The organism is Bradyrhizobium sp. AZCC 1588 (genome assembly GCF_036924735.1).
Lineage (GTDB): Bacteria > Pseudomonadota > Alphaproteobacteria > Rhizobiales > Xanthobacteraceae > Bradyrhizobium.
Genome location: NZ_JAZHSC010000001.1, coordinates 3,072,255 through 3,097,625, shown reverse-complemented (window position 1 = coordinate 3,097,625; position 25,371 = coordinate 3,072,255). Strand labels below are relative to the sequence as shown.

Genomic DNA, 25,371 nt, shown 5'->3' with positions numbered 1-25,371 from the left:
GGCAACACACCATCTTGAAAATCGACGAATCACCGAAGGCAGGGTGATTCCGGTCTAAAAATCAGGTTTTAACCAGTCGCGCGGCGTAAAATCCATCTAGTCCGCCGAGCCGGGGGTCGTCATGGGGCAAATGGCAGGGCAGGGTGCGTAAATCGCCGCTTGGGGTCACGATTTCGCTGAGGCCCGCGACCTCGTCCACCTCGACCGGGACGCGACGCACGCCCGGTTCGGTAGCGAGCAGGGACGCGATCGCCTGTTCGCCTTCCTCGGGCTCCAGCGAACAGGTACAATAGACCAGCGTTCCGCCCGGCTTGAGCAGGGCGACCGCCTTTTGCAGCAACCGTTTCTGTAGCGCGGACAGCGCCGCAATGTCGGCTTCCTGACGCAGCCAGGCGACATCGGGGTGACGGCGGATGGTGCCGGTGGAGGTGCAGGGCGCATCCACCAGCACGCCGTCGTAACCGCCATTGCCGCTGCCTTGCCATTCGGCCGCATCGGTCACCACGTCATCGGCCTGCAGCGAGAGCCGGGCCAGATTGTCGCGCAGCCGCGCCATGCGCGCCGGCGAGCGATCGACCGCGGTGACGCGCGCGCCGGCGTGCGCGAGTTGCGCGGTCTTGCCGCCGGGCGCGGCGCAGAGGTCGACGATGCTCTTGCCGGCGACATCGCCAAACAACCGCGTCGGCAGCGCGGCCGCGGCGTCCTGCACCCACCACTGTCCCTCGGAGAAACCGGGCAGCATGGTCACCGACCCTTGCAGCAGCGTGCGCACGGTTCCGGTCGGCAAGGTTTCGCCATGCAGGCGGCTCGCCCATTGCGCCGCGTCCGTCTTCACGGTGATGTCGAGGGACGGCTCGTGGCCGATGGCGCGCGCCATCTCCCGCGCGGTGGTCTCGCCATAGGCGCCGATCCAGCGCGTCAACAGCCACGGCGGAACATCAAGCGTCTGCGACTTGATTTCCTCGATCAGCGGCTGTCCCTCGCGGGCGCAGCGGCGCAGCACGGCGTTGACGAGGCCGGCATACTTTGCGGCGCGGCGGTCCGATTGCACCAGCCGCACCGAAAGATCGACAGCGGCGTGATCAGGCACGTCCATCCAGAGAATCTGCGCCGCGCCGATCAGTAGTGCGCTCTGTGCCCGCGGCGCATCCGTCGGAATACCGCGATCGAGCAGGCGCGACAGCAAATGGCCGAGCGTGCCGAGCCGTCGCAGGATCGTCGCCACCAGCCGCCGCATCAACGCACGGTCGCGATCGGCGAGCGCCTTCAGTCCGGGATGGGCGCCCGTGCCGTCGAGCTGATCGTCGAGGGTGCGATGCTTGTGCAGCACGCCGTCGAGAATATCAGCCGCGATCCGCCGCGCCGCGAGGCCGGGCACTTCTGAAGGTACTGCGAATCTTGAAGGGGGCATGAAGCAGGAATGTCTCGGAAGGCGGAAAGGTTTCGGCTCATGCCAATGAAATGAAACACTCATTTGGCATGCGAATATGCCAAATGTAAGAATCGCCACAGACAATTTCTCGATTGTGATGTCATCTGTGCGCCCATCCCGTGCTATGGGAGAGTTGCGATGACCGACAATTATTCATCCCCCGCGCCGGTTGCGGAACGCAAGAAGCTGACGCCCGCGGCCGAGCGCGCGCTTGCCGAGGCCGAAGCGCGCCGCAAGGCCACTGACGCCAGCGCCATGCCGCAGCAGAAGGAATTCCAGGGTCCGAAGGGACCGGAACCGACCCGCTACGGCGATTGGGAGCGCAGAGGGATCGCTTCGGATTTTTGAGGGCCAAGATTTTTGAGGCGCAAGGACGGGCAATGGGCCCTTGCCGGACGACCCGACTCAGCCCTTAGTAGGGAATATGCCTCCATATGAGAAGATAACTGCTTACCGGACCTCGCGCCGGGGTCCGTGGCGCCGCTGGTTTGCGGCGGCCTTGCCGTGGATGTTCGTGCTTTGCGTCGCGGTGGCGACGACGCTGCCGGTGCGGGACTGGGTGCGCCGGTCGTTGCCTGACTTCGCCGACAGCCAGGCGGCGCGCGATGCCGAGATGATCTGGAAGCGCTCTGGAAGTCCTGACGTGCGCCATCCCGTCGATGTCATCCGGACCATCGATGGCGACACGTTTGAGGCGCGGGTGCATTTGTCGCCCGGCGTTGAGCCGACCACGCGCATACGCCTGCGCGGCATCGACGCGCCCGAATTGAAGGCATCGTGCCCTGGGGAATTGCAGATGGCGGAGGCCGCGGCCGGTGCCCTGCGCGCGCTGCTTGGCGAAGGCGGGGTCACGATCTTCAGTATCGGACCGGACAAATATAGCGGCCGTGTTGTTGCCGAGGTTGCAACCAGGCGCACCGGGAATGTTTCGGCGGCCATGCTCGCGGCAGGTCATGCGCGCGGCTATGGCGGCGGCCACCGCAACGGATGGTGCGCGACCGCTACAGGTAACGATGCTCCCGCAAGTAAGCGATGATGCGCTCGCAGGCCGCTTCCGCCGACATCTCCGATGTGTCGATGATGATTTCCGGAGCAAGCGGCGTCTCATAGACCTGGTCGATGCCGGTGAAGTTCGGCAGCTCGCCGGCGCGCGCCCTGGCGTAGAGCCCCTTGGGATCGCGCCGCTCGCATTCGGACAGCGATGTCGCGACATGAATCTCGATGAACTCGCCGTCGTCGAGCCGGCGTCGTGCCGTTTCGCGATCGCCGCGGAACGGGGAGATCAGCGAGACCAGCGCGATCAGGCCGGCATCGACGAACAGCGCCGCGATCTCCGCGACGCGGCGGGTGTTCTCGACGCGGGCCTCGCTGGTGACGCCGAGATCGCGGTTGATGCCGTAACGAAGATTGTCGCCGTCGAGCAGCGCGGCGTGGCGCCCGAGTTCGGCAAGGCGGCGATCGACGAGATTGGCAATGGTCGACTTGCCGGCGCCGCTCAGGCCGGTGAACCACAAGACGCAGGGCCGCTGCTGCTTGATGCGGGCGCGCACGGATTTGTCGACGTCGAGCGCCTGCCGGCGGATATCGGTGGCCCGTCGCAGCGAGAAATCGATCATCCCCGCCGCCGCGGTGCGGTGGCTGATCGGATCGATCAGAATGAAGCTGCCGAGCTCGCGATCCTCGCGATAGGCCTCGCAGACCAGCGGGCGGTCGAGGCTGAGATTGACATAGCCGATCTCGTTGGTAGCGAGCGTGATTGCGGCCTGATGCTCCATGGTGTCGATGGCGACGCGGTGCTTTAGCGTCGAGATGACCGCGCCGGTCGAGGCGGTGCCGCATTTGAGCACGTAGCGGCGGCCCGGCAGCATGGCATCGCCGTCGAACCAGACGAGATGCGCGGCCAGTTGATCCGATACCAGCGGCGGGCCGCCCGCGGTCAGCACGTCGCCGCGGCTGACATCGATCTCATCGGCCAGCATGAGGGTTACCGATTGGCCGGCTGCGGCGTGGTCCTGCTCGCCGGCGGCGGTGATGATGCCGGCAACATGGGTGAGCTGACCGGACGGCCGCACGCTGATCGCGTCGCCTATGCGTACCGTGCCGCTGGCGATCCGCCCGCTGAAGCCGCGAAACTCCGCATTCGGCCGGTTCACCCACTGCACCGGAAGCCGGAACGGTCGCTCTGCGATGTCGCCGGCCACGTCGACCGTCTCCAGATGCGCCATCACCGTCGGCCCGTGGTACCAGGGCATCCGCGTACTCGCAGCGAAGATGTTGTCGCCGTCGCGCGCCACCACAGGAATGCATTGAACCTGCGGAATGCCGAGCCTGTCAGCCATGGTTCGATATTCGGCGGCGATCGCCGCAAAACGATCGGTATCGAATCCGACCAGGTCCATCTTGTTGACGGCCAGCACGACGTGGCGGACGCCGAGCAACGCGAGGATATGGCTGTGACGGCGGGTCTGCGTGATCACGCCCTTGCGCGCGTCGATCAGCACCACCGCGAGATCGGCGGCGGAAGCGCCGGTTGCCATGTTGCGGGTATATTGGGCGTGGCCCGGCGTGTCGGCGACGACGAAGCGGCGGCGTTGGGTGCAGAAGAAACGGTAGGCGACGTCGATCGTGATGCCCTGCTCGCGCTCCGCCTGCAGGCCGTCGACCAGCAGCGCGAAATCGAGATCGCCGCCGGTGGTGCCGGCGATCTTGCTCTCGGAGGCGAGTGCCGCCAGTTGGTCGTCGAGCAGCGTCTTCGAATCGTAAAGGAGGCGGCCGACCAGCGTGCTCTTGCCGTCGTCGACACTGCCGCAGGTGACGAAGCGCAGCGTCGGCCGGTCATCCTGCCCGAGCTGCAACGCGTCGAGCACGGCTGCCGTGGGCGCCTGGTGATAAGACATCAGAAATAGCCCTCAGCTTTCTTGCGCTCCATCGACGCGGTCGAGTCGCTGTCGATGACGCGTCCTTGCCGTTCGGACGTTCGCGAAATCATCATCTCATGGACGATCTCCGGCAGGTTCGCCGCTGTCGACGGCATCGCGCCGGTCAGGGGATAGCAGCCGAGCGTGCGAAACCTGACCGAGCGCCACATTGGCTGCTCGCTGGCGTGCAGCGGCATCCGATCGTCGTCGACCATGATCAGGGCGCCGTCGCGCTCGACCACCGGCCGCCGCGCGGCAAAATACAAGGGCACGATCGGGATGTTCTCGATCAGGATGTATTCCCAGACGTCGAGCTCGGTCCAGTTCGACAGCGGAAACACCCGCATGCTCTCGCCGGGCGCGAGCATGGTGTTGTACAGGCTCCAGAGCTCCGGCCGCTGCTGCTTCGGATCCCATCGATGGGTTGCGCTCCGATGCGAAAAGATGCGCTCCTTGGCGCGCGACTTCTCCTCGTCGCGGCGGGCACCGCCTATCGCGGCATCGAAGCCGCCGGCTTCCAGCGCCTGCCGCAGCGCCTGCGTCTTCATCACGTCGGTATGAAGCGCCGAGCCGTGGCTGAACGGGCCGATGCCCTGCCTCACGCCGTCGGCGTTGACATGGACGATCAGATCGAGCCCGAGCTCGCGTGCGCGCTGATCGCGGAACGCGATCATCTCGCGAAACTTCCAGGTCGTATCGACATGAAGCAGCGGAAACGGCGGCTTGCCGGGATAGAACGCCTTCATCGCCAGGTGCAAGAGCACCGAGGAGTCCTTGCCGATCGAATAGAGCATCACCGGTTTACGGAATTCGGCCGCCACCTCGCGCATGATGTGGATGCTTTCGGACTCCAGGCGCTGTAGATGGCTCGTGGCGGTGCAGGGCTGCTTGCCAGCCCTTCCCGGGAGGGCTGGCTCGGCGATCGCAGGAATGTCCAGCATGGCGATCACGTGGCCGCGGCGAACCAATCGCCGAACAAGCGTTCCGACGTGGCCGCACTCAGGCCAAGATCCCGAACACACGCCGCAACCGAGGCGCGATAGGCATCATTGATCCCGCAGCGCTCCAGGATGTCCAGTTGGGTTTCGCTCAGCGAGGCCGTTGCGCGGCACTGGTAGCGATAGGCGCTATCGGAGGTGTGCAGATTGGGCACCTTGTAAATCGTTGCTTCGCTCGGGAAGATGACGCGCGCGTTGTTCACCTGCGTTTGTCCCGGCTCCCGCCAGGACGTCACGGCGTTTTCGGTAAAGCTGCTCGAAAGGCCAAGGCGGTCGAACAGGACACGAACCGACGATATAGCCTCCTTGCTCACCTCGTAAACGTAGTGAGTGACCGGAACGCCCTGTTGCTTGGCATAGCTTGCCACCCGAACCGCGCTGAGCGCGGCGATGACATAATGCTGTAGCAACGTACTTTCCGGCGCGCGAGAGATTAGCTTCTCGAGCCATGACGCCAGCGCACTTGCCGGCTCGCGATCGAGCACGATGAGGTGCAGCCTGGCCTGCGGATAGCCCGCCTCGATCAGGAGCTGCAGCGGATTGAACAGGCTCTCGGCGAGCACGTAGGGCCCGATCGTCTCCTTGCTGAAGATACGCGGCTCATCGGTCGCCGACGGCACGATCCAGGGCGTCAGCGACTCGCCGACAAGCGCATCGCGCAGGATGGCCTTCAGCGGCTGATAGTATGAGGGCATCCCGATCATGCCGAACAGGTTGCTCAGAGCTGTCGATCCGACCCGGGCCTTGCCGCACGCGAAATAAAGCATCGGGAAGTCTTGCGCCGGGCGATGTCGGAAGTTCTCGGAAAGACACTCGGTCACTTCGCGCATCAACGTTTCGAGCGTGACGGTCCTGGTCTGGAATTCACCAACTGGCGAAAGCAGCATGGTGTCGAGGGAACTGTGCTGCTGCCAAACCAGATCGGCGATTCGCTCGAGCGAATCGGCTGAGGTCGCGTGGATGTTCATGTCGGGAGGCTCACTGAGGCAGGTTCCGTAAGGTTGCTTACGGATTATCATCAAACCTATAGTTGTCAATGGTGCCGGTCAAATCCGTATAATCCCGGGGGCGTGCGTGCTGCGTATCGAGCGAGCACCGAAGGTGTGCTCGCCGCTATGTTGGCGGCTTAGGCGGCGCGCACGGTGTTGAGGAACTTCTCGACCTCCGCCCTCAAGAGACCGCTTTCGCTGGAAAGCGAGCGCGCAGATGCCAGCACTTGGGCGGAGGCCGAACCGGTGGAGCTCGCACCGGAGTTGACCTGGGTGATCCTCTCCGCGACCTCGGAGGTGCCCTTGGCAGCTTCGCTGACGTTGCGGGCGATCTCGGCCGTTGCAGCACCCTGCTCCTCGATGGTTGCAGCGATGGTCGTCGAGATGTCCGAAATCCTGGCGATGGTGGCGCCGATCTCCTTGATCGCGCTGACCGAGTCTTCGGTCGCCGCCTGCATGCCCATGATCTGTGCGCCGATCTCGTCAGTGGCCTTGGCCGTCTGGGCCGCCAGCGCCTTCACCTCGCTCGCCACCACGGCGAAGCCGCGGCCGGATTCGCCGGCGCGCGCAGCCTCGATGGTAGCGTTGAGCGCCAGCAGGTTGGTCTGTTCGGCGATCGCGGTGATGAGCTTGACGACGTCGCCGATCCGGCCCGCTGCCTTCAGCAGTTCATTGATGCGCAGGTCGGTCTGCTCCGCCTGCCTCACGGCCTCGGTCGCAATGCGGCTGGAATCGTGGACCTGCCGGCTGATCTCGACAACCGACGTGCTCATTTCCTCGGCGGCGGAAGCCACCGCGCCGACATTGGTCGAGGCTTCCTCGGAAGCCGCGGCGACCATTCCGGAGAGTTGCTGCGTCTGCTCAGCGGTGCCCGACAGCGTGCCAGCGGCGGCCTCGAGCTGCTGGGATGCCGACGATACCGTGCTGACGATGCCGCCGACGGCGGACTCGAAAGCGTCGGCAAGCTTGATCATTTCCGCCTTGCGCCGTGCGGCCGCAGCGGCTTCCTGCTCCTTCCGCTCGGCTTCCATCTGCTCGATGCGGAGCAGATTGTCCTTGAAGGTGTGGGCCGCGCGGGCGTTGTCACCGACTTCGTCGCCACGGGCCGTGTAGGGAATCTCGACGGCCTTATTGCCGCCAGCGAGTTGCATGAGCACGTCGCCGATACGCCGGATCGGCCGGGCAATGCTCAACACCGAAAAGACCGCGGAGGCGATCAACATCACCATGACGAACGCGCCGACGATGAACGCGAAGTTGGCGACACGATCCAGTTCCGCCAGCAACTCGCCTTTGCGTCGCGCCGCGAATTCGTTGGCGACGCCCACCAAGTCGTCAATGCGTTTGCTGACTTCCCGGGCCGCCGGGCGCATACGCTCTGTGAGAATGCTCGCCTTCGCCGTTTCGGCCGCGGCCTTAGCGTCGCCGGCGGGAGCGCCGATGACGGCCTTCTGCGCCGCCGCCAGCTCGACGGCACTGGCCAGGTAGGCATCCACGAATTTCCTGGCCTCACGGTAGGCATCCTGCGTGACCTTCCGCGTCGCTCGCTCCGTTGCGGCGTTGATTTCCGTCCCGGCTTCAGTTGCGTGGGTGCGGAGAATCTCGAGGAACTTGTCAACTTCTCCAACTGACGGCGCGGCGCCGATCTCGAGCGCGGCGAGCTGCGCGCGCGCCATCGCCGTCTGCGTCGCCTGCGCATTGCCTTTGTTGAGGTAGTTGATGATGACCAGGCGGTTGGATTCTACAATCGACCGGTGGCCGAGCATCTGGTTGGTCAGGATGCCGCCCACCAAAATGACGCCGATACCGGCCGTCAGACCCAGCTTTGTACCGATACGAAACTTGAACCGTCCCATGGTGCGCCGCTCCCCTAACAGTTGAAGCAGTAGGCGACATACAACTAAACCAAACGTAAAAACTAAACCCCGTACAACTACAGGGGGAGTTCCGCAAAACGCGTTTTGCGGAACCGCCAAAACAAAAAAGCTGCGCCAAGGCGCAGCTTTTTCTGGTGGAAATGATGCGAGCCGATCAGCGCGTGACGGTTACGGTGGTTCCGACCGGCACGCGTTGATAGAGATCGAAGATGTCGTCGTTGAGCATGCGGATACAACCGTAGGACACGAAGCCGCCGACCGAGCCCGGCACGTTGGTGCCGTGAATGGCATATTCCCCGCCGGCCAGTGTCATCGCCGCGACGCCCATCGGATTGCGCGGCGAGCCGCCGGGAATCACGTCGGGCATATAAGGCTTGTCGCGCCTGACCTCGTTCGGGGGCGACCAGGCCGGATTGAGATACTTGCCGTCTATCTTTGTGGTGCCCGACCATTGCTTGCCGGCCTTGCCGACGCCGACCGGATAGCGCATGGCGCGGCCGGATTCGAGAATGAGATAGAGACGTCGTTCATGGGTCTTCACCACGATCGTGCCCGGCGCGTAATCGTCGCTGATGCCGACCAGTTCCGGGCGCGCTTGCGCCTGCGTCGACATCATAGTGGCCACAGCCAAGGTGGCGGCCAACGCCACCGCAATCTTCTTTGACATTCCCCAGCTCCACTCTGCCCGCCCTCTCAGGGGCCCTCAAAATGTCCTTTCAAGCCTTGACGGCCCGCTGTCTCGTCCACGCGTAGTTTAGTCGCGCGAGCTGACCGGCTGGTTTCAACGCCAGCCTTCGAGACTGTTTTCGATGGAGGGAACAAAGGGAATGTTCGAAATAAAGTAAATGACCGTAAAACGACACACAGCGGCGAAAAGCCCAGTGAGGCGGGCTCGCCACTGACAAACGCGTGAGCGATGGGATTGATGCAAAATTCGTCATTGCCTCGTCCCGGGTCCCGGGACGAGATGCTTGCTCCAGCGGCGCCCTACGCCGGTGCGCCCTTCTTGTTCTGCCGGTTCTTCACGAGGTCGTCGACCACGGCGGGGTCGGCGAGCGTCGAGGTGTCGCCGAGGCTCGACGGCTCATCTTCGGCGATCTTGCGCAGGATGCGGCGCATGATCTTGCCGGAGCGGGTTTTCGGCAGGCCCGGCGCGAACTGGATCTGGTCGGGGGACGCGATCGGGCCGATGTCCTTGCGCACCCAGGCGACCAGCTCTTTCCGTAGCTCCTCGGTCGGCTCGGTACCGGCCATCAACGTCACATAGGCGTAGATGCCCTGGCCCTTGATGTCGTGGGGATAGCCGACCACGGCCGCTTCCGACACCTTGGCATGCGCCACCAGCGAGCTCTCGACTTCGGCCGTGCCCATGCGGTGGCCGGAAACGTTGATGACGTCGTCGACGCGGCCGGTGATCCAGTAATAGCCGTCAGCGTCGCGGCGGCAGCCGTCGCCGGTGAAATACTTGCCTTTGTAAGTCGAGAAATAGGTCTGCTCGAAACGCGCGTGGTCGCCATAGACCGTGCGCATCATCCCGGGCCAGGATCTGGTGAGGCAGAGATTGCCGGTGGTTTCGCCTTCCAGCACCTTGCCGTCGGTGTCGACGATCTCGGGCACCACGCCGAAGAACGGCCGCGTCGCCGAGCCCGGCTTCAGCTTGGTCGCGCCCGGCAGCGGCGTGATCAGGATGCCGCCGGTTTCGGTCTGCCACCAGGTATCGACAATCGGGCAGCGGCCGTCGCCGACCACGCGATAATACCATTCCCAGGCTTCCGGATTGATCGGCTCGCCGACGGTGCCGAGCAGCCGCAGGCTCTTGCGCGAGGTCTTTTTCACCGGCTCGTCACCGCCCTGCATCAGCGCGCGGATCGCGGTCGGTGCGGTGTAGAAGATGTTGACCTTGTGCTTGTCGATGACGTTCCAGAACCTGGAGGTGTCAGGGTAATTCGGCACGCCCTCGAACATCAGCGTGGTGGCGCCGTTGGCCAGCGGTCCATAGAGAATGTAGCTGTGGCCGGTGACCCAGCCGACGTCGGCGGTGCACCAGTAGATATCGCCGTCATGGTAGTCGAACACGTATTGGTGCGTCATCGCCGCGTAGACGAGATAGCCGCCTGTCGTGTGCAGCACGCCCTTGGGCTGGCCGGTGGAGCCCGACGTATAGAGGATGAACAGCGGGTCTTCTGCGTGCATGTGCTCGCACGGACATTCCGTCGTCACCAGCTTGGCCACTTCGTGGTGCCAGAAATCGCGCGTTGGATTCATGTCGACGGCAGCGCCGGTGTGCTTGACGACGACGACCCAATCGACGCCACCGGCTTTCTCGATCGCGGCGTCGACATTGGCCTTCAGCGGCACCTTCTTGCCGCCGCGCAATCCCTCGTCGGCGGTGATGATGACCTTGGATTGGCAGTCGGTGATGCGTTGGGCGAGGCTGTCGGGCGAGAAGCCGGCGAACACCACCGAATGAATGGCGCCGATCCGCGCGCAGGCCAGCATCGCATAGGCGGCTTCCGGGATCATCGGCAGATAGATGGTGACGCGGTCGCCCTTCTTGACGTTCCGCGTGCGCAGGATGTTGGCCATCTTGCAGACTTCGTCGTGCAACTGGCGATAGGTGATGTGCTTGGACTGCGAGGGATCGTCGCCTTCCCAGATGATGGCGGTCTGGTTGCCGCGCTTGTCGAGATGCCGGTCGATGCAGTTCCAGGCGGCGTTCAGGACGCCATCCTCGAACCATTTGATCGAGATGTTGCCAGGGGCGAAGGAGACGTTTTCGACCTTGTGGAAGGGCTTGATCCAGTCGATGCGCTTGGCCTGTTCGGCCCAGAAGCTATTGGGGTCCGAGACCGAGCGGGCGTACATTTCGCGGTACTTGGCGTCATCGACGTAGGCACGTTTGGCCCAATCGGCGGATACGTCGTAAATCTTTTCGGACATCTTTTCCTCCCACTCATTGCGGCCGGATGCTCGGCGGCCACAAGTCGTCCCTGATTGTTGCAGCGATTATGCGTCGCGGGACGATGCCCGGACAAGGCGGAACGTCTGCGACCTTGGTCGGCCAGCCGGTTCCCGGCCTTGTCGTGGATCAAGGTCAGGCCATTTTCGCAGATCCACTCAGGGCGAAATCAACGTTATCGGCCGAATGGCTCCCATGATCGGTATCTAATAACCGCCAATGACGGAATCGGGACTCGCAAAGTGGTTCGTTACCCCCTAAATGGCCTCCCCGGGGCCGGCGGCCTCCCGGAACAAGCCATAACAACCGGCATTACCGGCGAAACAGGCGGAGTAAGGCGACAACGGACATGATGGATCAGCAGAATTTCGAGGCTACGCGGCCCGTTTCCGCCGATCCCGCCGTTGCATTGGCCGAAGCACTCGGGCAACTGCCGAAGGAACCGCCCAAATCATCCGCGGCAAAGCCGCACATCATCTCCGTCGAAGCGCTGGCACAGGGACTTGGCCTCAAACTCGGCGATCAAAACGGCCTGACCATCCGCCGCATCAAGCGCGGAAAAAGCTATTCATTCATTCGCGCCAATGGCACGCAGATCCGCCACGCCGGAACGATCCGGCGCCTGCATTCGATGGCGGTGCCGCCGGCCTATCGCGACGTTCGCTATTCGGCCGATCCGACCTCGCATCTGCAGGCGGTCGGCTTCGATGCCGCCGGCCGGTTGCAATACCGCTACCACGCCGATTGGGAAAAGGTTCGCGAGCACCGCAAGGCGCATCGCCTGGCCAAACTGGTCGCGGCGCTGCCCAAGATCCGGCGCAAGGTCTCTGCGTATCTGTCGGGCGACGAGCCGACGCGGGAGTTTGCGCTCTCGGCCGTGATCGAGTTGATCGCGCGTACCGCGATCCGTCCCGGCAACGAGTCATATGCTCGTCTCAACGGCACCCGCGGCGCCACCACGCTGTTGAAATCGAACGTCACGCTGGAAGACGATTGCCTCGTCCTGACCTTCAAGGCCAAGGGCGGCAAGGCCGTGCGCAAGGAATGCGACGCCGCCAAGCTGGTGCGCGCCATCGGCATCCTGCGCACCGTGCCGGGCAAGCGCATGTTCCAGTACCGCGACAGGTCTGGCGTCGTGCGCGCAGCCTCGACGACGGCCGTGAACGCGTTCCTGCGCGAGATCGCCGGCATCAAGATTTCGCTGAAGGATTTCCGCACGCTGATGGCATCGGCCGTGGTGCTGGAATCATTGTCGCGGATTTCACCGGCAGCGAGCGCCCGCGGCCGCAAGAAGCAGGTGCTCGAAGCCGTGCGCGCGGCGGCCGACGAACTCTCGAACACGCCGGCTATCTGCCGCAAGAGCTATGTCCACGACACCATCGTCACCGCGTTCGAGGACGGCATCCTCGAGCGCTTTGCCGCGACGATGAAAGGCTATCGCACGCAAGCCAAGCGCGAGGCGCTGCTGGCGCAGGTGGTGACGGCAGCCGCTGCGGCGTAGTGCTTCACCCTCCCCTGGAGGGGGAGGGTCGGCTCACATTGAGCAAAGCGAAATGTGAGCCGGGGTGGGGTGATCTCTCCACTCGGGCACTGTTGGACGTGGATAGACCGTCACCCCGCCCCGGATCGCATTTAGCTTCGCTCCATGCGCTCCGACCCTCCCCCTCCAGGGGAGGGTAAAGATAAGAGCGCTACATCCCGCCCATCTTGCAGACCAGCTTCCACTCTTCGGCGGTGACCGGCTGCACCGACAGCCGCGAATATTTCACCAGCGCCATGTCGGCTAGCTTCTTGTCAGCCTTGATCGCGGCCATCGTCACCGGCGTCTTCAACGGCTTGTCGGCCTTGATGTCGACGCAGACGAATTTGCCGGTCTTGTCGGTCGGATCGGGATAGGCTTCCTTGATGACTTCCGCGATGCCGACGATCTCCTTGCCCTCGTTGGAATGATAGAAGAAGGCTTTGTCGCCCTTCTTCATGTTCACCAGATTCTGCCGCGCGGTGAAATTGCGCACGCCAGTCCAGGCTTCGCCCTTTGCTCCCTTCGCGACCTGCTGGTCCCATGACCAGGCCGACGGTTCAGATTTCACCAGCCAGTACGCCATCGTCATTCCTCCGCCTTGAACGGCCGCGTCAGCAGGCCTTCGATCGCCGCGTCGATCGTCACCTTGCCGCCGAGAATCGCCGCGACCGCATTTGATACCGGCATATCGACGTTCTGCGAAGCCGCCAGTTCGATCAGGACCGGCGCGGTGAATTCGCCTTCCGCGAGCTTGTCGCGGTTCGGCTGCTCGCCGCGGCCGAGCGCGATGCCGAATGCCAAATTGCGAGACTGCGGACTGGAGCAGCTCAGGATCAGATCGCCGAGACCCGACAGGCCCGCCAGCGTTTCGCTGCGCGCGCCGCAGGCACGGCCGAGGCGCGCGAGTTCGCTGAAGCCGCGCGTGGTCAGTGCGGCCAGCGCCGAGGCGCCGAGCTGACGGCCGACGACGATCCCGGCAGCGATCGCCAGCACATTCTTGGCCGCGCCGCCGATCTCGACGCCGCGAACATCCGTGGTGTGATAGGGCCGGAAGGTTGATGAGCCCAGCGCCTGCACCAGACGGCTCGCCAGCTTTTCGTCCCTTGCCGCAAGCGTCACGGCGGTCGGAAGGCCTCGCGCGACGTCGTCGGCGAAGTTCGGTCCCGACAGAATCGCCGGGATTGCATCGGGAATTGTTTCGGCAATGATCTCGGTCATGAACCGGTGGGTGCCGCGCTCGATGCCCTTGGCACAGGCGACGACGGGTGTCTTTGGCTTGAGGTGCGGCGCCAGTGTCGCCGCGGCTTCGCGCAAACTTTGCGCAGGCGTCGCAAGCAGGACGATGTCCGCGCGCGCCGCGGCAGCGATATCGGCCGTAACGCCGATACTGCTGTCGAGGCTCACGCCGGGTAGTTTTGGATTGTTTCGCGTCGTCTGCATCTGCGCGGCGCTTTCGGCGCTTCGCGCATAGAACACGACTTTGCGGCCGGCGCGCACCGCGGCGCAGGCGAGCGCGGTGCCATAGGCGCCACCGCCGATCACCGCGACGGAATTGAAGGACGTCATGTCAGAATCCTGCGCGGGTGTTGGCGAAGCCGGCCGGCGCGATTGCGTTGGCATCTAACAGCCAGCGCGCGCGCGGCGGCGCATCCATCGTATCGGTCAATCCCAGCGCCATCCGCTCCGCGCCGGCCCAGGCGATCATGGCGCCGTTATCGGTGCAGAGCGCAGGCGGCGGAATGATCAGCGTGGTCTGCGCCTTCGAGGCGACCTCCTGCAGCGCCCCGCGAATGGCATGATTGGCGGCGACGCCACCGGCGGCGACCAACGCGCGGGGCGGGCCGAATTGCTCGTGAAACAGTCGCAAGCCGACGCTCAGCCGATCTGCGGTCGATTCCAGCACCGCGGCCTGAAAACTGGCGCAGAGGTCGCTGACGTCCTGCGGCTCCAGCGGCGCCAAGCGGTTGGCCTCATTACGAACCGCCGTCTTCAATCCCGACAGCGAGAAATTTGCATCCGGCCGGCCAAGCATCGGCCGCGGAAAGGCGAAACGTTTGGCGTCGCCACTTCCCGCCGCGCGCTCGACCTCAGGGCCGCCCGGATAGGGCAGCGACAACATCTTTGCGACCTTGTCGAAGGCTTCCCCCATCGCGTCGTCGACGGTGGTGCCGAGCCGCACATACTTGCCGACGCCGACCACGGCGACGATCTGGGTGTGACCGCCGGAGGCGAGAAACAGGCAATAGGGAAAGGCGAGCGCGCAAGTGAGCCGCGGCGTCAGCGCGTGCGCTTCGAGATGATTGACCGCAATCAGCGGCGTGTCATGCACCATCGCAATGGCCTTGGCGGTGGTGAGGCCGACAATCACGCCGCCGATCAGGCCGGGACCTGCGGCAGCCGCGACCGCTGACAGTTGCGCGAAGCCGACATTGGCGTCCTTCATGGCCTGGCCGACGATTCCGTCGAGCAGGTCGACATGGGCGCGCGCCGCGATCTCCGGCACCACGCCGCCGAAACGGGCGTGTTCCGAGGTCTGCGAGCGCACGATATTGGATAGAATCTTTCCGCTGCCGTCGCGCTGGCGCTCGACCACGGCGGCTGCGGTTTCATCGCAGGTGGTCTCGATACCCAGCACCAGCATCGGCTTGTCGTTGTCCAATTTGAACCCTTGCGCTATCGCCAAAAACAACGCTTCCGTAACCGGGTAGCATTACGAGGTCACAACGTGCAATCGCCTGCGCGTGCCCGAAACCGGTTTGGCGGAGATCTGAAATATGGCCGTTCTCGTGACGCGACCAAGTCCGGATGATGCGATGACGGCGAAGGCCCTCCACGCGCGGGGGTTCGACGTGCTGCGCGCGCCGATGCTGCGGTCCGAGCCGGTGCTGTTCCAGGACGATGCGGACGCGACCTATGGCGCCGTCATCGTCACCAGCGCCAACGCGCTGCGTGCCATCGCGCCCCAGCTTGCCGACAGTCGGCTTCTCAAACTGCCGCTGTTCGCGGTCGGAGAAAATACCGCGGCGGCGGCCCGCGATGCGGGGTTCGGCGACGTGATCGCCTCCAAGGGCGACGCCGGCGCGTTGCGCGATCTGGTGCTGGCGAGCGCGAAATCGAAGCAACTGAAGAAGGCGAGCCCCATACTGTACCTTGCCGGGGCCGATCTCGCGCGCGACCTTGCCGGTGAACTCGGCGAGAAGGGTTTTGCGGTGGTGACGCATACCACCTACCGGATGGTGCCCGTGCCCAGCCTGCCGCGGGAAATATGTGACGCTTTCGTGGCGCATGAGGTCGAGGCCGTGCTGCATTACTCGCGGCGCAGCGCGCGTGCGTTTCTGGAGGCGGCGCGTTTCGGCGGCGTCGAAATCTCAGCATTGGCGCTGCCGCAGTGCTGCATTTCAGCAGGCGTTGCCGCGGTGTTGCGGGACGCCGGCGCAACCCAGGTCACGACGGCGGTTTCACCGGACGAAAATGCCCTGTTCGAGGCGTTGGACCGGGCGTTGCAGGCCCGATCGGATCCTAATCTTTAAGTCTGAGCATGGTCTTATCGGAAAACCGGTGCCGCCACGGCCGGATCATGCTCTAAGACGTCTCGATTCTGCTAAGTTCCGGCATCTAACCACCTTAAGGGAACCGTTGTGATGGTCGATAACAGGCCCGAAGACACTGGATCGCTGCCCGAATCGGGTCGGCCGAAGCGTGAGCCGCCGACCATCGATCTCGATGCCTCCGAAGTTTCGAGCGAGACCAAGAGCTCTGGCGAGGCGCCATCCGAGCAGCCTGAGGCTGAACCCGCGCCCGAGATCGCCCAAGCGCCGGTTGAGCAGTCTCCAGTTGAGGAGTCACGGGTTGCGGAGCCGCCGTCCCGGCCTGTCTCACCCTGGGTCGTCGCGCCGGTTTCCGGCGCGGTCGCGGCGGCGCTGGTGATCGGTGTCGGCTGGATGCTGGGCTGGCCCGCGATTCAGCCGGCCTCCGTATCGCAGACCGCGCAGCTCAACGCCGCTGCCATCGACGGTTTGACCGCGCAAATCGCCGGCCTCGAATCCAGGGTGGGCAAACCGGTGGCCGATCCCGCCGCGGCCGCGCGCACAGACGCGCTTGAAAAATCGGTCGCGACCCTGCGCGGTGAGCTCGCCGCGGCGCGCGCGCAAGGCGAGAAGCTGGCATCTGCCATCAACGAGGTGAAGTCGGCGCCGCGTGGCGACGGCACCGTGTTGCCTGATCTCGCCGCTTTCGCCGAACGCATCACCAAGGTCGAGAGCCAGATGCGGGCGCAGAGCGCCGAGATCGCGCAACAAGGCAGCAAGCTTGCCGACCCGACGGCCGACGCCAAACCTGCGGATGATATGCCGCTGCGCCGTGTGGTATCGGCAGCGCTGCTCGATGTGCTGGTCCGGATCGGCGATCCCTATCCGACGGCGCTCGCCGCAGCCAAGGCGCTGGCACCAAATCCCGAAGCGCTGAAGGCGCTCGATGAATTTGCGGAGAAGGGCGTGCCGAACGCCGGCAAGCTGAGCACGGAACTGTTGGCGCTGGTGCCAAAACTGTTGCCGGCCCAACAGAGCGCCGCCACCACCGGCACCGGCATCGTCGACCGTCTGCAGGCCGGTGCTGCCAAACTGGTCAAGATCGAACGCACCGATACCGCCGGGACGGATCGCGGCGCCGTGGTGGCGCGGATCACGGCGGCTGCGCTGCGCAACGATTTCAACGAGGCGCGGCGGGAATTGAGGACGCTGGAGCCGGCCGATCGCGCCGCGGCGCAATCATGGCTTGAGTCGGCCGATGCGCGCGACGCCGCGCTGGCCGCATCCCGTCAATTTGCGACTGAGGCCATGGCTGTGCTCGCCAAACCGGCGCAATAAGGATTTCAATGGTCCGGATCATTCTGTTTCTGCTGTTGATCGCGCTCGGTGCAGCGGGCGCGGCCTGGATTGCCGAGCAGACCGGCGATGTCGCGCTGTCGTGGGGCGGCTATCGCGTGCAGACCACGCTGCCGGTGTTCGTGCTGGCACTCGGCATCGTTATCGTCGCGGCGATGATGCTGTGGGCGACCCTGCGCGGCCTGTGGCGCACGCCGCAACGGATCCGCCGCAACCGGCGCGAACGTCGTCAGGCCCGCGGCCGGCATGCGATCACCCAGGGCCTGCTCGCGATCGGCCATGGCGATTCCACGGCTGCCCGTATCCATGCGGACGCCGCGCGAAAGCATGCGGCGCATGATCCGCTGGCCTTGCTGCTGCACGCGCAGTCGGCGCAGCTCGACGGCGACCGCGAGGGCGCGCAGCGCGCCTTCCGCGCCATGGCGGAGCGCGAAGACACGCGGCTGTTGGGCCTGCGCGGCCTGTTCATCGAGGCGCAGCGCGCCGACGATCCCGTCGCCGCCGTCATGCTCGCCGAGGAAGCGCTAAAGCTGTCGCCGTCGTCGTCATGGGCATCGCACGCCGTGCTAGGCTTCTGCTGCGCCAAGGGTGACTGGGCTGGCGCGCTAAAAATCCTCGACAACAATCAATCGGCAGGGCTGATCGACAAGGCGACCTATCGCCGGCAGCGCGGCGTGCTGCTGACCGCACGCGCGCTCGAACTCGAAAAGGTCGATCGCGACCTGGCGCGCGAGAGCGTGATGGAAGCGGTCAAGCTGGCGCCGACGCTGGTGCCCGCCGCGGTGCTGGCGAGCAAGTTCGAGAGCGAAGCGCACCAGGTGCGGCGTTCGATGCGGCTTGTCGAGACGGCGTGGCTGGCGCAGCCGCATCCGGATCTGGCCGATGCCTATGCCCATGTGAAGTTGGGGGATTCCGCGCGCCAACGGCTGGTGCGGGTGGAGACGCTGGCGGCGAAAGCGCCTGAACATATCGAGGGCGCGCTGGCGATCGCGCGCGCCGCGATCGACGCGTCCGAGTTCACCAAGGCACGCGAGGCGCTGGCGCCCTTCATCGCTCAGCCGACGCAGCGGGTCGCACTGTTGATGGCCGAGATCGAGCGCACCGAGCACGGCGATAGTGGCCGCGCGCGCGCGTGGACCTTGCGCGCGGTGCGCGCGCTGCACGATCCGGCCTGGACCGCGGACGGCTATGTCAGTGATCGCTGGCGGCCGGTCTCCCCGGTTACCGGGCGGCTCGATGCCTTCCAGTGGCAGACGCCGGTCGCGGCCCTGCCGTCCGATAAGGTGAGCACGATCGAATCCTCCCCGTTCGAGGAAGCCATGTTGGCGACGCCGCGCCGTGCCGTGGTGATTGCGCCGCCTGAGGTCGTGGACGAGCAGCCTGCCGGGCCCGCTGCCCCTGTCACGCCCGAACCGCCCGTGGCACCGGCCGCGCAGGACAATGTGCCGCCACCCGCGGCTGCTGCCGAAGTGCCTCCCGCCGAGGTCCCCCGCCCCGAAGCGGCCACCATTCCTCCGACGCCGGAGCCAGCCCCGCCGAAGCCGGCCGAACCGGCACCAAGCCAGCCGGCCCCGCTGTTCCGTTCGCGTCAGGATATTCCAAAGACGGTTCCGGCCCCGATTCCCGCAGTGATCCCCCTCATTCGAGCCCCGGACGATCCCGGCATCGACGAGGACGGCCCAGCGGACGAGTTCGCGGAACAAATCGCCCCGCCCAAGGCCCAGGCCGGCGGCTGGCGGGGATTTTTGTCACGTTGGGGCGGCAGCTAGGGGTTTCCGAAGCAGCGTTTTTCTTGCCAATCGGGGCGCTGCCCGATATCAGGTGCGGGCGTTCGCGGCTAACGCCCGGACGCCGCTTTGGTCCGCCGCAATAGCTCAGTTGGTAGAGCACGTCATTCGTAATGACGGGGTCACAGGTTCGAGTCCTGTTTGCGGCACCACGCTTTTTTTCGGCGCCGGAGCGCTTCCTTTCAGCCGATCGCCGCCTTCAGCTTCATAGCCATGTGCTTGGCAAGCGCGTATCCAACCCCCTGAAATCTCTTATTAACTGGCCCCATCTAGCTTGCCTGCACAGTTTTCAGCAGGATCTTGCATGTCGCTCAATGTCGGCCTGAGCCTTCCCGGGGACGAAACCGCCCGCCAGGGAGCCTGGGCCGTGACTCCCCTGCACGCCGTCGTCGCCGTCTTCATGGTGGCGATCATGCTGCGAGGGATTTTGCCCTTCAACGTCGATGTAAGCTGGTGGTTGACCATCTGCGAGCGCATGCTCGACGGCCAGCGTTTGTATGTCGACATCCTCGAGACCAATCCGCCGATGGCGGGATCGGTCTATATGCTCGGCGTCGTCGTTGCACGCGCGATTCACATGCGGCCTGAGGTCGTCACCAACGGGCTGATCTTTCTATTGATCGCGGCATCGCTGGCGCTGACATGGCGGGCCTTGCGTTTCTCCTCGTTGCGCGAGCGTGCCGGTGGCGTGGTTGCTGTATGGGCGGCCGCGTTGCTGACCATTTTGCCGATGTATGATTTCGGCCAGCGCGAACATCTGGCGCTGGTGGCGCTGCTGCCGGCGCTTGCGGTCTACATCCTGCGCGCCAATGGCGAGCGGGTTGCGCCGTCGGCGATCCTGATCGCCGGCCTGTGCGCCGCGACAACCATGAACTTCAAGCCGTATTTCGTCTTTGCGGTCGGCTTTTGCATTCTGACCGCAGCCGCGCAAGCGCGAGACTGGCGGGTGCTGTTCGCGCCGGAGAACTGGATCGCCGCGACCTTGGTCGTGATCCATGCGCTCTGCATCGTCGCGTTCTATCCGGAGTATCTTACGCTCATCTATCCGCTGGTGCGCGACGTCTATCTGCTGGCGAACTTACCGCTCCTCTCCATTCTGCCGACGTCAGCAACAACGCTGTGGCTGCTGGCGATCACGGTCACGCTGGCGTTGCAAAGCCGGCGGCAGAAAGTGGACACGGTGGCGCTGGTGATGATGGCCGGATCGCTCGGCTTCGCGGTCTCGTTTTTCGTGCAGGCCAAGGGATGGGGATATCACGCCTATCCGATGGTCGCGCTCGGATTACTGGCCGCAGGTTGGGCGGTCGCGGCCGGCGGCGAGAGGCAGGCGGGATCGCGTCGGCTTCGCGTTGGCGCGATGTTGCTCATCGCGCTTGTCTTCGCAAACGGATGCCTCCGGTTCGCCACAAGCATCGATACGCGGGTCGTCCGGGAGGAGGTCACCCCGATAGGGCCGCGGCCGAAGATCCTGATGCTGAGTGCGGCGAACGACATCGGTCATCCGGCGGTTCGCGAGCTTGGGGGGACATGGGTCTCGCGTCAGCAGGCGCTTTGGGTTCGGGAAGTCGTTCGTCGGGCGCTCCGGGACGGGACCATCGATCAGGCGACGGCGGACCGCCTCGCGGGCTACGTGGCGCGCGAGCGCGCCGGCCTGATCGAGGATTTCAGGAAGCAGCCGCCCGACGTTGTTGTGATCGACAACCAGAATAGCGACTGGGGTAGTTGGGCCGCTGCCGACCCCGAACTCTCCCAACTCCTGAAATCCTATATCTTGGTGAAGAATATCATGGGGATAGAGATCCTGAGGCGAGTGGATCAGACCCGGTCCTAGGCGCGTCGATAGATCGCCGGGCGGTGCATGCCTTGCGTGACCTGTCTCACATAGAGAGCCGCGGGCCCGGCCTAGTCTCCGCCTCGACCTCAAGGGGAGACACCAACATGCGTAAACTCATTCTCATCGCAGGATTCGTTCTGGCATCCACTGCTGCTCAGGCTGGGGATCGGAGCTTGTCGCTGGGGGGCATCGAGCGGGCGCCCGCGAAGGCCGTCGATGCACCGAAAACCGCTGAAGTCCCGCAGCCGCCGGAACCGCCGAAATATGTCGAGCGGCCGGCGATCGAGCCCAAAGCTGAGACTCCGAAGGCTGAAACAGCGAAGGCTGAGACTCCGAAGGCCGAGGCGCCCAAGCCGGCAGCAAAGGTTCAACAGCCGGCCGCTGAGCGGTCGAGAGCCGAGCGCGGAAGGCCCGTTGCTCGGAGAACGGCGTTCATGTCCAGGAGCATGAAGCCGCGCCGCAGGCACCACTGGATTGAAGCGCGCATCGTCCGCGAGCTGCATCGCCACGGGATCTACTGGTAAACATTGCCAAAGCAAAACGCGCCCCTCGGGATTACTCCGAGGGGCGCGTTTTGCGTGCTTGAGCCGATCGGCTTACTGCGAAACCGTCTGGACCACGCTGCTGATCGGGCGGCTGGCAACCGCCGGCATCTTCTGGTCCTTCACCAGCATCGCGTCATATTCGGGCAGGGTTTCGAGTTGCTCCTTGGCGCGCATTTGCACGACCTTGTAGCCGCCGGCTTTCAGGCGGCGCAGCAATGTCGGCAAAGCTTGCGCCGTGCTCTTCTGCAGATCGTGCATCAGGATGACGCCCTTGCCCTGCTTGTCGAGCTTGGTCATGACGTTCTGGATGACCTGGTCGGGACCCGACGATTTGAAGTCGTTGGAATCAACATCAACCGAAAACATCGAGATGTTGCGCGAGGCGAGATAGCCGAGGGCCGGCTGCGTGTGCGCAAGCCCCGGGAAGCGAAAGAACGGCGCGGGCGCCGTCCCGAGCGCCATCTTCACCGCGCTAAAGCCCTTCTCGATCTCTTCCTTGACCTGCGCTTCGGTCAGTTTCTTGCTGTCGAGATGGGCATGCGACCAGGTGTGCGAGCCGATGGTGTGGCCGGCATTGGCGACCTGCTTGAGAATTTCCGGATGATAAGTCGTGTGCTTGCCGACCGGGAAGAACAAGGCCTTGGTGCATTCATCCGATAGCGCCTTGAGCACGGCGGGCGTAGTCGGCCACGGGCCGTCGTCGAAGGTCAGCACAACCTCTTTGTCGGTCAGGAAGTCGAACTGCTTGTATTGCAGGAAGCCGAAGCCGGGGCCGCCGGTGGTGTCGATCACGACGGTGCGGCTGACGCCGAGTGCGTCGGGATTGGCGCAGGCTGATCGCATCGGCAGGGCTGCGGGAATGGGCGCCGGGGCAGGGGCCGGCTTCGAGAGCGAGGCCGTGGTCTCGACGTCGTCCCTCGGTGCCGGCCTGGCTGCGGCGGGCGCCGGCAGCGGCTCGGGCGCACGGGCGGCAACAGTTTGGGGTGCAGCCGCGTCGGTCCGCGGCGAGGAGGTCCAGAACCAAACGCCGGTGATCACCAGCGCCATCACTACACTGGCCAGCATCAGGCCCAACGCATTACGCATCGCTACTCTTTCCACATACTCGGGGTACACACACGCAACGGGCCATTAATGCCAACAATGTCTTAACGTCTCGCGAACAAGCGCCGGCTAGGTGAAGGAAATGAGCAGCTTATGCGCGAGTGAGGTCAGTCACAGTCGTCCCGCGGCTCCGGGCGCATGCTCCTGCCATCAACAACGGGGCTCGCCTGCCGAGCCAACAGGAGCCGACAATGACCGCAGTGTTCTTCAATGCCGTTCGCAAGGTCAGCCTAGTGCTGGCCCTGACCACCTCGTTCGCCGCCGCTTCGTCGACCGAGAGCTTCGCCTTCACCTCTGAGCAGCAGCAGATGTGCACCGGCGACGCATTCCGCCTCTGCAGCTCGGAAATCCCGAATATTCCGAAGATCACCGCCTGCATGATCAAGCATCGCGCCGACCTGAGCGCGGGCTGCCGCACCGTGATGGATCGCGATCTCGCGGCGAAGAAGGGCAAGCTCGCCGCGCAATAGTCGGCCCACCGGCTCCCGGGAACGCTTGCGGCGATGCGACGCAGGCGTTTTTCGTTTCGCGGCGTTCACAACGCGAACGGGGCATTTCACCGTTCACAAATGCGTGCGGCCGGGATTTTGACGCACTGGATTCCTGTTTGACGCGTTTTCCTGACGCGGACCGGTTCCAACCTCGCCAGAAAACGCTATAGAGCGCGCTGATCGCGTTTCCCGGCTACGAAGGCATTAACAAATGACCAAGATCCTTTTCGTCATTCCCCTGATCCTGATGGCCTCAAGCGTATCGGCACAAACACAAAAAAGAGAGGGGCATGACGAGTGCGCGCGCGACGTCTCGCGGTATTGCCGGGCGCAGATGCAGGATGGTGATCAGGTCATTCTGGCCTGCCTGAAGCAGAACCGCTCACGGATCAGCAAGGCCTGCCAGCGGAAGCTAGCGAGCGCCGGGCAGTAGAAGGCGCCGGGCGGCCGCGGCTTATCCCGTGCCGTTCCCGTTGGTGCGGAGCGATTGGTAGAAATCGTAAATCAATAGCGCCATCACCAGCACGCAGATGATGATCAGCGGCACCGCCTTGATCCACCAGAGCATGATGCCGAGAAACGCGCAGACGCCGGCAACGCCGATCAGTCCGGTGATGAAATTTGTCATCTGCCGCTCCTTGTTTTCGCTCGACGCGCATTGGTTTTGGCAGGCGCGGCTTTGCCGCGGCCGCCTTTTCCAAGAGTTTTGATTAGCCAGTTGGCCGTCCGCAGGAGCCGCGCATCGTTGCCGCGGCGCCCGACCAACTGAACGCCAATGGGCAGGCCGCTTTCCGATTGCAGCAGCGGCAGCGTCACCGCCGGCGTGCCGAGGTAAGTCCACGTCGAGCAGAACACGGGGTTGCCGGTACTGTCGAGGCCGCGCGGCGCCGGGCCCGGTGCAGACGGGGTCAGAATCGCGTCGTATTCGTCGAACACGCCGTCGAGCGCCGCGTTGAGCGCCGCGCTGCCGGCCAAGGCGCGCGTGTAGTCGACGGCCGCAACCACGCGACCGCGCTCGATCAGCGCGCGCAGTACCTGGCTTAAGGATCCGCCGCCCTGCTCGAAATCACGATGCAGGTTGTGCGCCATCTCCACTTCCATGACGGTGCGGTGCATGTCGATGGCGCGGTCGAAACTTGGGCCGATCTCGACTTCGGAAACTTGCTCGCCGAGCGCTTCCACCAGTTCGGCAAACGCCTCCGTCGTCACCTGCTCGACATGCTTCCACGCGGGCGAGCGCACGAAGGCGAACCGTGGCGGCAATGGCGGCTCACTTGCCGCCATTTCGACAAAGCGGGGAGAGGCAAGGGGGCGCGTATCCGGATCTTCCTCGTCGAAACCTGCAAGCGTCTGTGCCAGCAGTGCTGCATCGTCGACCGAGCGAGCAAACACGCCGACATGATCGAGTGCCCGCGATAGCAGTAGCGCGCCGCTCCGTGGAATGAGACCGTGTGTCGGCTTGAAGCCAACCACCCCGCAGAAGGCGGCAGGGCGGATCACGGACCCATTGGTCTGCGAGCCGATGGCGCCCGGCACCATCAGCGCTGCAACGGCCGCGGCGGAGCCCGACGATGACCCGCCCGGCGTGTGAGCCGGGTTGTGCGGATTTCGGGTCTTGCCGGGATTGAAATAGGCATACTCGGTCGTCACCGTCTTGCCGAGGATCACGGCCCCTGCCGCCCGCAGGCGCGCCACCGCCACCGCATCGCGGCGCGGCGTGCGTCCGGCCCACAGGCTGGATCCGAATTCCGTCGGCATGTCGCCGGTATCGAAGATATCCTTGATGCCCAGTGGCACGCCATGCAACGGGCCTGTGGCCTTGCCCTGCTTGCGACGGTCGTCCGCGGCCTCGGCCTGCCGCATCGCGTAGTCGCGATCGAGGAATGCCCACGCCTCGATGTCGCGATCGGTTTCGTCGATGCGTTTCAAGCAGTCGGCGACAAGCTCCACTGAGCTGAGCCGGCCGTCGCGGATGCCGGCCGCCGCTTCCGCAAGCCCGAGCGCATTGAGACTCATGCGCATCCTTTCAGCG

The 25,371-nt window shown here is 64.6% G+C and carries 22 protein-coding genes and 1 tRNA gene; 10 read left to right on the top strand and 13 right to left on the bottom strand.

Translation table 11 applies throughout. From position 1 onward, the window contains the following. Positions 1-61 precede the first annotated feature (61 nt). Entirely contained in the window at positions 62-1,411 is a 1,350-nt protein-coding gene (locus tag V1277_RS14440) for an RsmB/NOP family class I SAM-dependent RNA methyltransferase (RefSeq protein WP_334416823.1), read from the bottom strand. Between the two features lie 159 nt (positions 1,412-1,570). On the opposite strand from V1277_RS14440, the gene V1277_RS14435 reads away from it, so the two are divergent. Continuing rightward, positions 1,571-1,780, top strand: coding sequence for a DUF1674 domain-containing protein (locus V1277_RS14435; RefSeq protein ID WP_334416821.1), 210 nt, complete (start codon positions 1,571-1,573; stop codon positions 1,778-1,780). A gap of 76 nt (positions 1,781-1,856) precedes the next feature. Further along, complete coding sequence (locus V1277_RS14430) at positions 1,857-2,468, top strand: thermonuclease family protein (RefSeq protein WP_442894578.1); 612 nt, start codon at positions 1,857-1,859, stop codon at positions 2,466-2,468. Here the strand turns inward: V1277_RS14430 and cysC are convergent. From cysC to acs, 6 genes are all read right to left on the bottom strand, one after another. After that, complete coding sequence (gene cysC / locus V1277_RS14425; RefSeq protein WP_334416817.1) at positions 2,434-4,329, bottom strand: adenylyl-sulfate kinase; 1,896 nt, start codon at positions 4,327-4,329, stop codon at positions 2,434-2,436. The genes V1277_RS14430 and cysC overlap by 35 nt on opposite strands. Continuing rightward, the gene (gene cysD, locus V1277_RS14420) at positions 4,329-5,291 is read right to left on the bottom strand and encodes a sulfate adenylyltransferase subunit CysD (RefSeq protein ID WP_334416815.1); all 963 of its coding nucleotides are present in this window, start codon (positions 5,289-5,291) and stop codon (positions 4,329-4,331) included. Before cysD ends, cysC begins: the two co-directional genes overlap by 1 nt. A 5-nt stretch (positions 5,292-5,296) precedes the next feature. Beyond that, a complete protein-coding gene (locus V1277_RS14415) occupies positions 5,297-6,316 on the bottom strand; it encodes a sulfotransferase family protein (RefSeq protein WP_334416813.1) in 1,020 nt (339 codons plus the stop codon). Positions 6,317-6,474: 158 nt separating this feature from the next. Then, entirely contained in the window at positions 6,475-8,193 is a 1,719-nt protein-coding gene (locus V1277_RS14410; RefSeq protein ID WP_334416811.1) for a methyl-accepting chemotaxis protein, read from the bottom strand. A 175-nt stretch (positions 8,194-8,368) separates the two neighbouring features. Further along, complete coding sequence (locus V1277_RS14405) at positions 8,369-8,881, bottom strand: L,D-transpeptidase (protein ID WP_334416809.1); 513 nt, start codon at positions 8,879-8,881, stop codon at positions 8,369-8,371. 320 nt (positions 8,882-9,201) lie between these two features. Next, entirely contained in the window at positions 9,202-11,154 is a 1,953-nt protein-coding gene (gene acs / locus V1277_RS14400) for an acetate--CoA ligase (protein WP_334416807.1), read from the bottom strand. A gap of 368 nt (positions 11,155-11,522) precedes the next feature. On the opposite strand from acs, the gene V1277_RS14395 reads away from it, so the two are divergent. After that, positions 11,523-12,674: a DNA topoisomerase IB gene (locus V1277_RS14395; protein WP_334416805.1), complete on the top strand. Its 1,152-nt coding sequence runs from the start codon at positions 11,523-11,525 to the stop codon at positions 12,672-12,674. A gap of 190 nt (positions 12,675-12,864) precedes the next feature. Here the strand turns inward: V1277_RS14395 and V1277_RS14390 are convergent, their stop codons facing one another. From V1277_RS14390 to tsaD, 3 genes are read right to left on the bottom strand one after another with little or no spacing between them, the layout of a single operon-like run. Then, complete coding sequence (locus V1277_RS14390; protein ID WP_028348379.1) at positions 12,865-13,278, bottom strand: EVE domain-containing protein; 414 nt, start codon at positions 13,276-13,278, stop codon at positions 12,865-12,867. 2 nt (positions 13,279-13,280) lie between these two features. Beyond that, on the bottom strand, positions 13,281-14,261 hold the full coding sequence (locus V1277_RS14385) for an NAD(P)H-dependent glycerol-3-phosphate dehydrogenase (protein WP_334416803.1): 981 nt from the start codon (positions 14,259-14,261) through the stop codon (positions 13,281-13,283). Position 14,262: 1 nt separating this feature from the next. After that, a complete protein-coding gene (tsaD, locus tag V1277_RS14380; protein WP_334420378.1) occupies positions 14,263-15,336 on the bottom strand; it encodes a tRNA (adenosine(37)-N6)-threonylcarbamoyltransferase complex transferase subunit TsaD in 1,074 nt (357 codons plus the stop codon). A gap of 133 nt (positions 15,337-15,469) precedes the next feature. On the opposite strand from tsaD, the gene V1277_RS14375 reads away from it, so the two are divergent. The 5 genes from V1277_RS14375 to V1277_RS14355 all read left to right on the top strand — a co-directional run bounded on the left by V1277_RS14375 (position 15,470) and on the right by V1277_RS14355 (position 21,196). Further along, positions 15,470-16,225: a uroporphyrinogen-III synthase gene (locus V1277_RS14375; protein WP_334416801.1), complete on the top strand. Its 756-nt coding sequence runs from the start codon at positions 15,470-15,472 to the stop codon at positions 16,223-16,225. A gap of 111 nt (positions 16,226-16,336) precedes the next feature. Beyond that, positions 16,337-17,560 carry a COG4223 family protein gene (locus V1277_RS14370; RefSeq protein WP_334416799.1) on the top strand — a complete coding sequence of 408 codons (1,224 nt, stop codon included), beginning with the start codon at positions 16,337-16,339 and terminating at the stop codon, positions 17,558-17,560. A gap of 8 nt (positions 17,561-17,568) precedes the next feature. Further along, the gene (locus tag V1277_RS14365) at positions 17,569-19,347 is read left to right on the top strand and encodes a heme biosynthesis protein HemY (protein WP_334416797.1); all 1,779 of its coding nucleotides are present in this window, start codon (positions 17,569-17,571) and stop codon (positions 19,345-19,347) included. A gap of 94 nt (positions 19,348-19,441) precedes the next feature. After that, positions 19,442-19,517: transfer RNA gene (locus V1277_RS14360), tRNA-Thr, on the top strand. 152 nt (positions 19,518-19,669) lie between these two features. Next, positions 19,670-21,196: a hypothetical protein gene (locus V1277_RS14355; protein WP_334416795.1), complete on the top strand. Its 1,527-nt coding sequence runs from the start codon at positions 19,670-19,672 to the stop codon at positions 21,194-21,196. A gap of 599 nt (positions 21,197-21,795) precedes the next feature. Here V1277_RS14355 and V1277_RS14350 read toward each other — a convergent pair. Then, positions 21,796-22,830 carry a polysaccharide deacetylase family protein gene (locus tag V1277_RS14350; RefSeq protein ID WP_334416793.1) on the bottom strand — a complete coding sequence of 345 codons (1,035 nt, stop codon included), beginning with the start codon at positions 22,828-22,830 and terminating at the stop codon, positions 21,796-21,798. Positions 22,831-23,039: 209 nt separating this feature from the next. On the opposite strand from V1277_RS14350, the gene V1277_RS14345 reads away from it, so the two are divergent. Together V1277_RS14345 and V1277_RS14340 are read left to right on the top strand one after the other, a co-directional pair. Further along, entirely contained in the window at positions 23,040-23,318 is a 279-nt protein-coding gene (locus V1277_RS14345; RefSeq protein ID WP_334416792.1) for a hypothetical protein, read from the top strand. Between the two features lie 232 nt (positions 23,319-23,550). Further along, positions 23,551-23,772 (top strand): hypothetical protein, encoded by a 222-nt coding sequence (locus V1277_RS14340; RefSeq protein ID WP_334371781.1) that lies wholly within the window; start codon positions 23,551-23,553, stop codon positions 23,770-23,772. 21 nt (positions 23,773-23,793) lie between these two features. Here V1277_RS14340 and V1277_RS14335 read toward each other — a convergent pair whose 3' ends face one another. Both V1277_RS14335 and V1277_RS14330 read right to left on the bottom strand, forming a co-directional pair. Next, positions 23,794-23,967: a hypothetical protein gene (locus V1277_RS14335; RefSeq protein WP_334416791.1), complete on the bottom strand. Its 174-nt coding sequence runs from the start codon at positions 23,965-23,967 to the stop codon at positions 23,794-23,796. Then, positions 23,964-25,355 (bottom strand): amidase, encoded by a 1,392-nt coding sequence (locus V1277_RS14330; RefSeq protein WP_334416789.1) that lies wholly within the window; start codon positions 25,353-25,355, stop codon positions 23,964-23,966. Before V1277_RS14330 ends, V1277_RS14335 begins: the two co-directional genes overlap by 4 nt. Positions 25,356-25,371: the final 16 nt, after the last annotated feature.

What these genes read in the sequence shown, in the direction of transcription:
- V1277_RS14365 (WP_334416797.1), top strand. Translation starts at nt 17,569, where the DNA reads ATGGTCCGGATCATTCTGTTTCTGCTGTTGATCGCGCTCGGTGCAGCG.
- tsaD (WP_334420378.1), bottom strand. Translation starts at nt 15,336, where the DNA reads ATGCTGGTGCTGGGTATCGAGACCACCTGCGATGAAACCGCAGCCGCC.
- cysD (WP_334416815.1), bottom strand. Translation starts at nt 5,291, where the DNA reads ATGCTGGACATTCCTGCGATCGCCGAGCCAGCCCTCCCGGGAAGGGCT.
- V1277_RS14435 (WP_334416821.1), top strand. Translation starts at nt 1,571, where the DNA reads ATGACCGACAATTATTCATCCCCCGCGCCGGTTGCGGAACGCAAGAAG.
- V1277_RS14355 (WP_334416795.1), top strand. Translation starts at nt 19,670, where the DNA reads ATGTCGCTCAATGTCGGCCTGAGCCTTCCCGGGGACGAAACCGCCCGC.
- V1277_RS14375 (WP_334416801.1), top strand. Translation starts at nt 15,470, where the DNA reads ATGGCCGTTCTCGTGACGCGACCAAGTCCGGATGATGCGATGACGGCG.
- V1277_RS14350 (WP_334416793.1), bottom strand. Translation starts at nt 22,830, where the DNA reads ATGCGTAATGCGTTGGGCCTGATGCTGGCCAGTGTAGTGATGGCGCTG.
- V1277_RS14390 (WP_028348379.1), bottom strand. Translation starts at nt 13,278, where the DNA reads ATGGCGTACTGGCTGGTGAAATCTGAACCGTCGGCCTGGTCATGGGAC.
- V1277_RS14345 (WP_334416792.1), top strand. Translation starts at nt 23,040, where the DNA reads ATGACCGCAGTGTTCTTCAATGCCGTTCGCAAGGTCAGCCTAGTGCTG.
- cysC (WP_334416817.1), bottom strand. Translation starts at nt 4,329, where the DNA reads ATGTCTTATCACCAGGCGCCCACGGCAGCCGTGCTCGACGCGTTGCAG.
- acs (WP_334416807.1), bottom strand. Translation starts at nt 11,154, where the DNA reads ATGTCCGAAAAGATTTACGACGTATCCGCCGATTGGGCCAAACGTGCC.
- V1277_RS14330 (WP_334416789.1), bottom strand. Translation starts at nt 25,355, where the DNA reads ATGAGTCTCAATGCGCTCGGGCTTGCGGAAGCGGCGGCCGGCATCCGC.
- V1277_RS14430 (WP_442894578.1), top strand. Translation starts at nt 1,857, where the DNA reads ATGCCTCCATATGAGAAGATAACTGCTTACCGGACCTCGCGCCGGGGT.
- V1277_RS14340 (WP_334371781.1), top strand. Translation starts at nt 23,551, where the DNA reads ATGACCAAGATCCTTTTCGTCATTCCCCTGATCCTGATGGCCTCAAGC.
- V1277_RS14370 (WP_334416799.1), top strand. Translation starts at nt 16,337, where the DNA reads ATGGTCGATAACAGGCCCGAAGACACTGGATCGCTGCCCGAATCGGGT.
- V1277_RS14405 (WP_334416809.1), bottom strand. Translation starts at nt 8,881, where the DNA reads ATGTCAAAGAAGATTGCGGTGGCGTTGGCCGCCACCTTGGCTGTGGCC.
- V1277_RS14335 (WP_334416791.1), bottom strand. Translation starts at nt 23,967, where the DNA reads ATGACAAATTTCATCACCGGACTGATCGGCGTTGCCGGCGTCTGCGCG.
- V1277_RS14385 (WP_334416803.1), bottom strand. Translation starts at nt 14,261, where the DNA reads ATGACGTCCTTCAATTCCGTCGCGGTGATCGGCGGTGGCGCCTATGGC.
- V1277_RS14395 (WP_334416805.1), top strand. Translation starts at nt 11,523, where the DNA reads ATGATGGATCAGCAGAATTTCGAGGCTACGCGGCCCGTTTCCGCCGAT.
- V1277_RS14415 (WP_334416813.1), bottom strand. Translation starts at nt 6,316, where the DNA reads ATGAACATCCACGCGACCTCAGCCGATTCGCTCGAGCGAATCGCCGAT.
- V1277_RS14440 (WP_334416823.1), bottom strand. Translation starts at nt 1,411, where the DNA reads ATGCCCCCTTCAAGATTCGCAGTACCTTCAGAAGTGCCCGGCCTCGCG.
- V1277_RS14410 (WP_334416811.1), bottom strand. Translation starts at nt 8,193, where the DNA reads ATGGGACGGTTCAAGTTTCGTATCGGTACAAAGCTGGGTCTGACGGCC.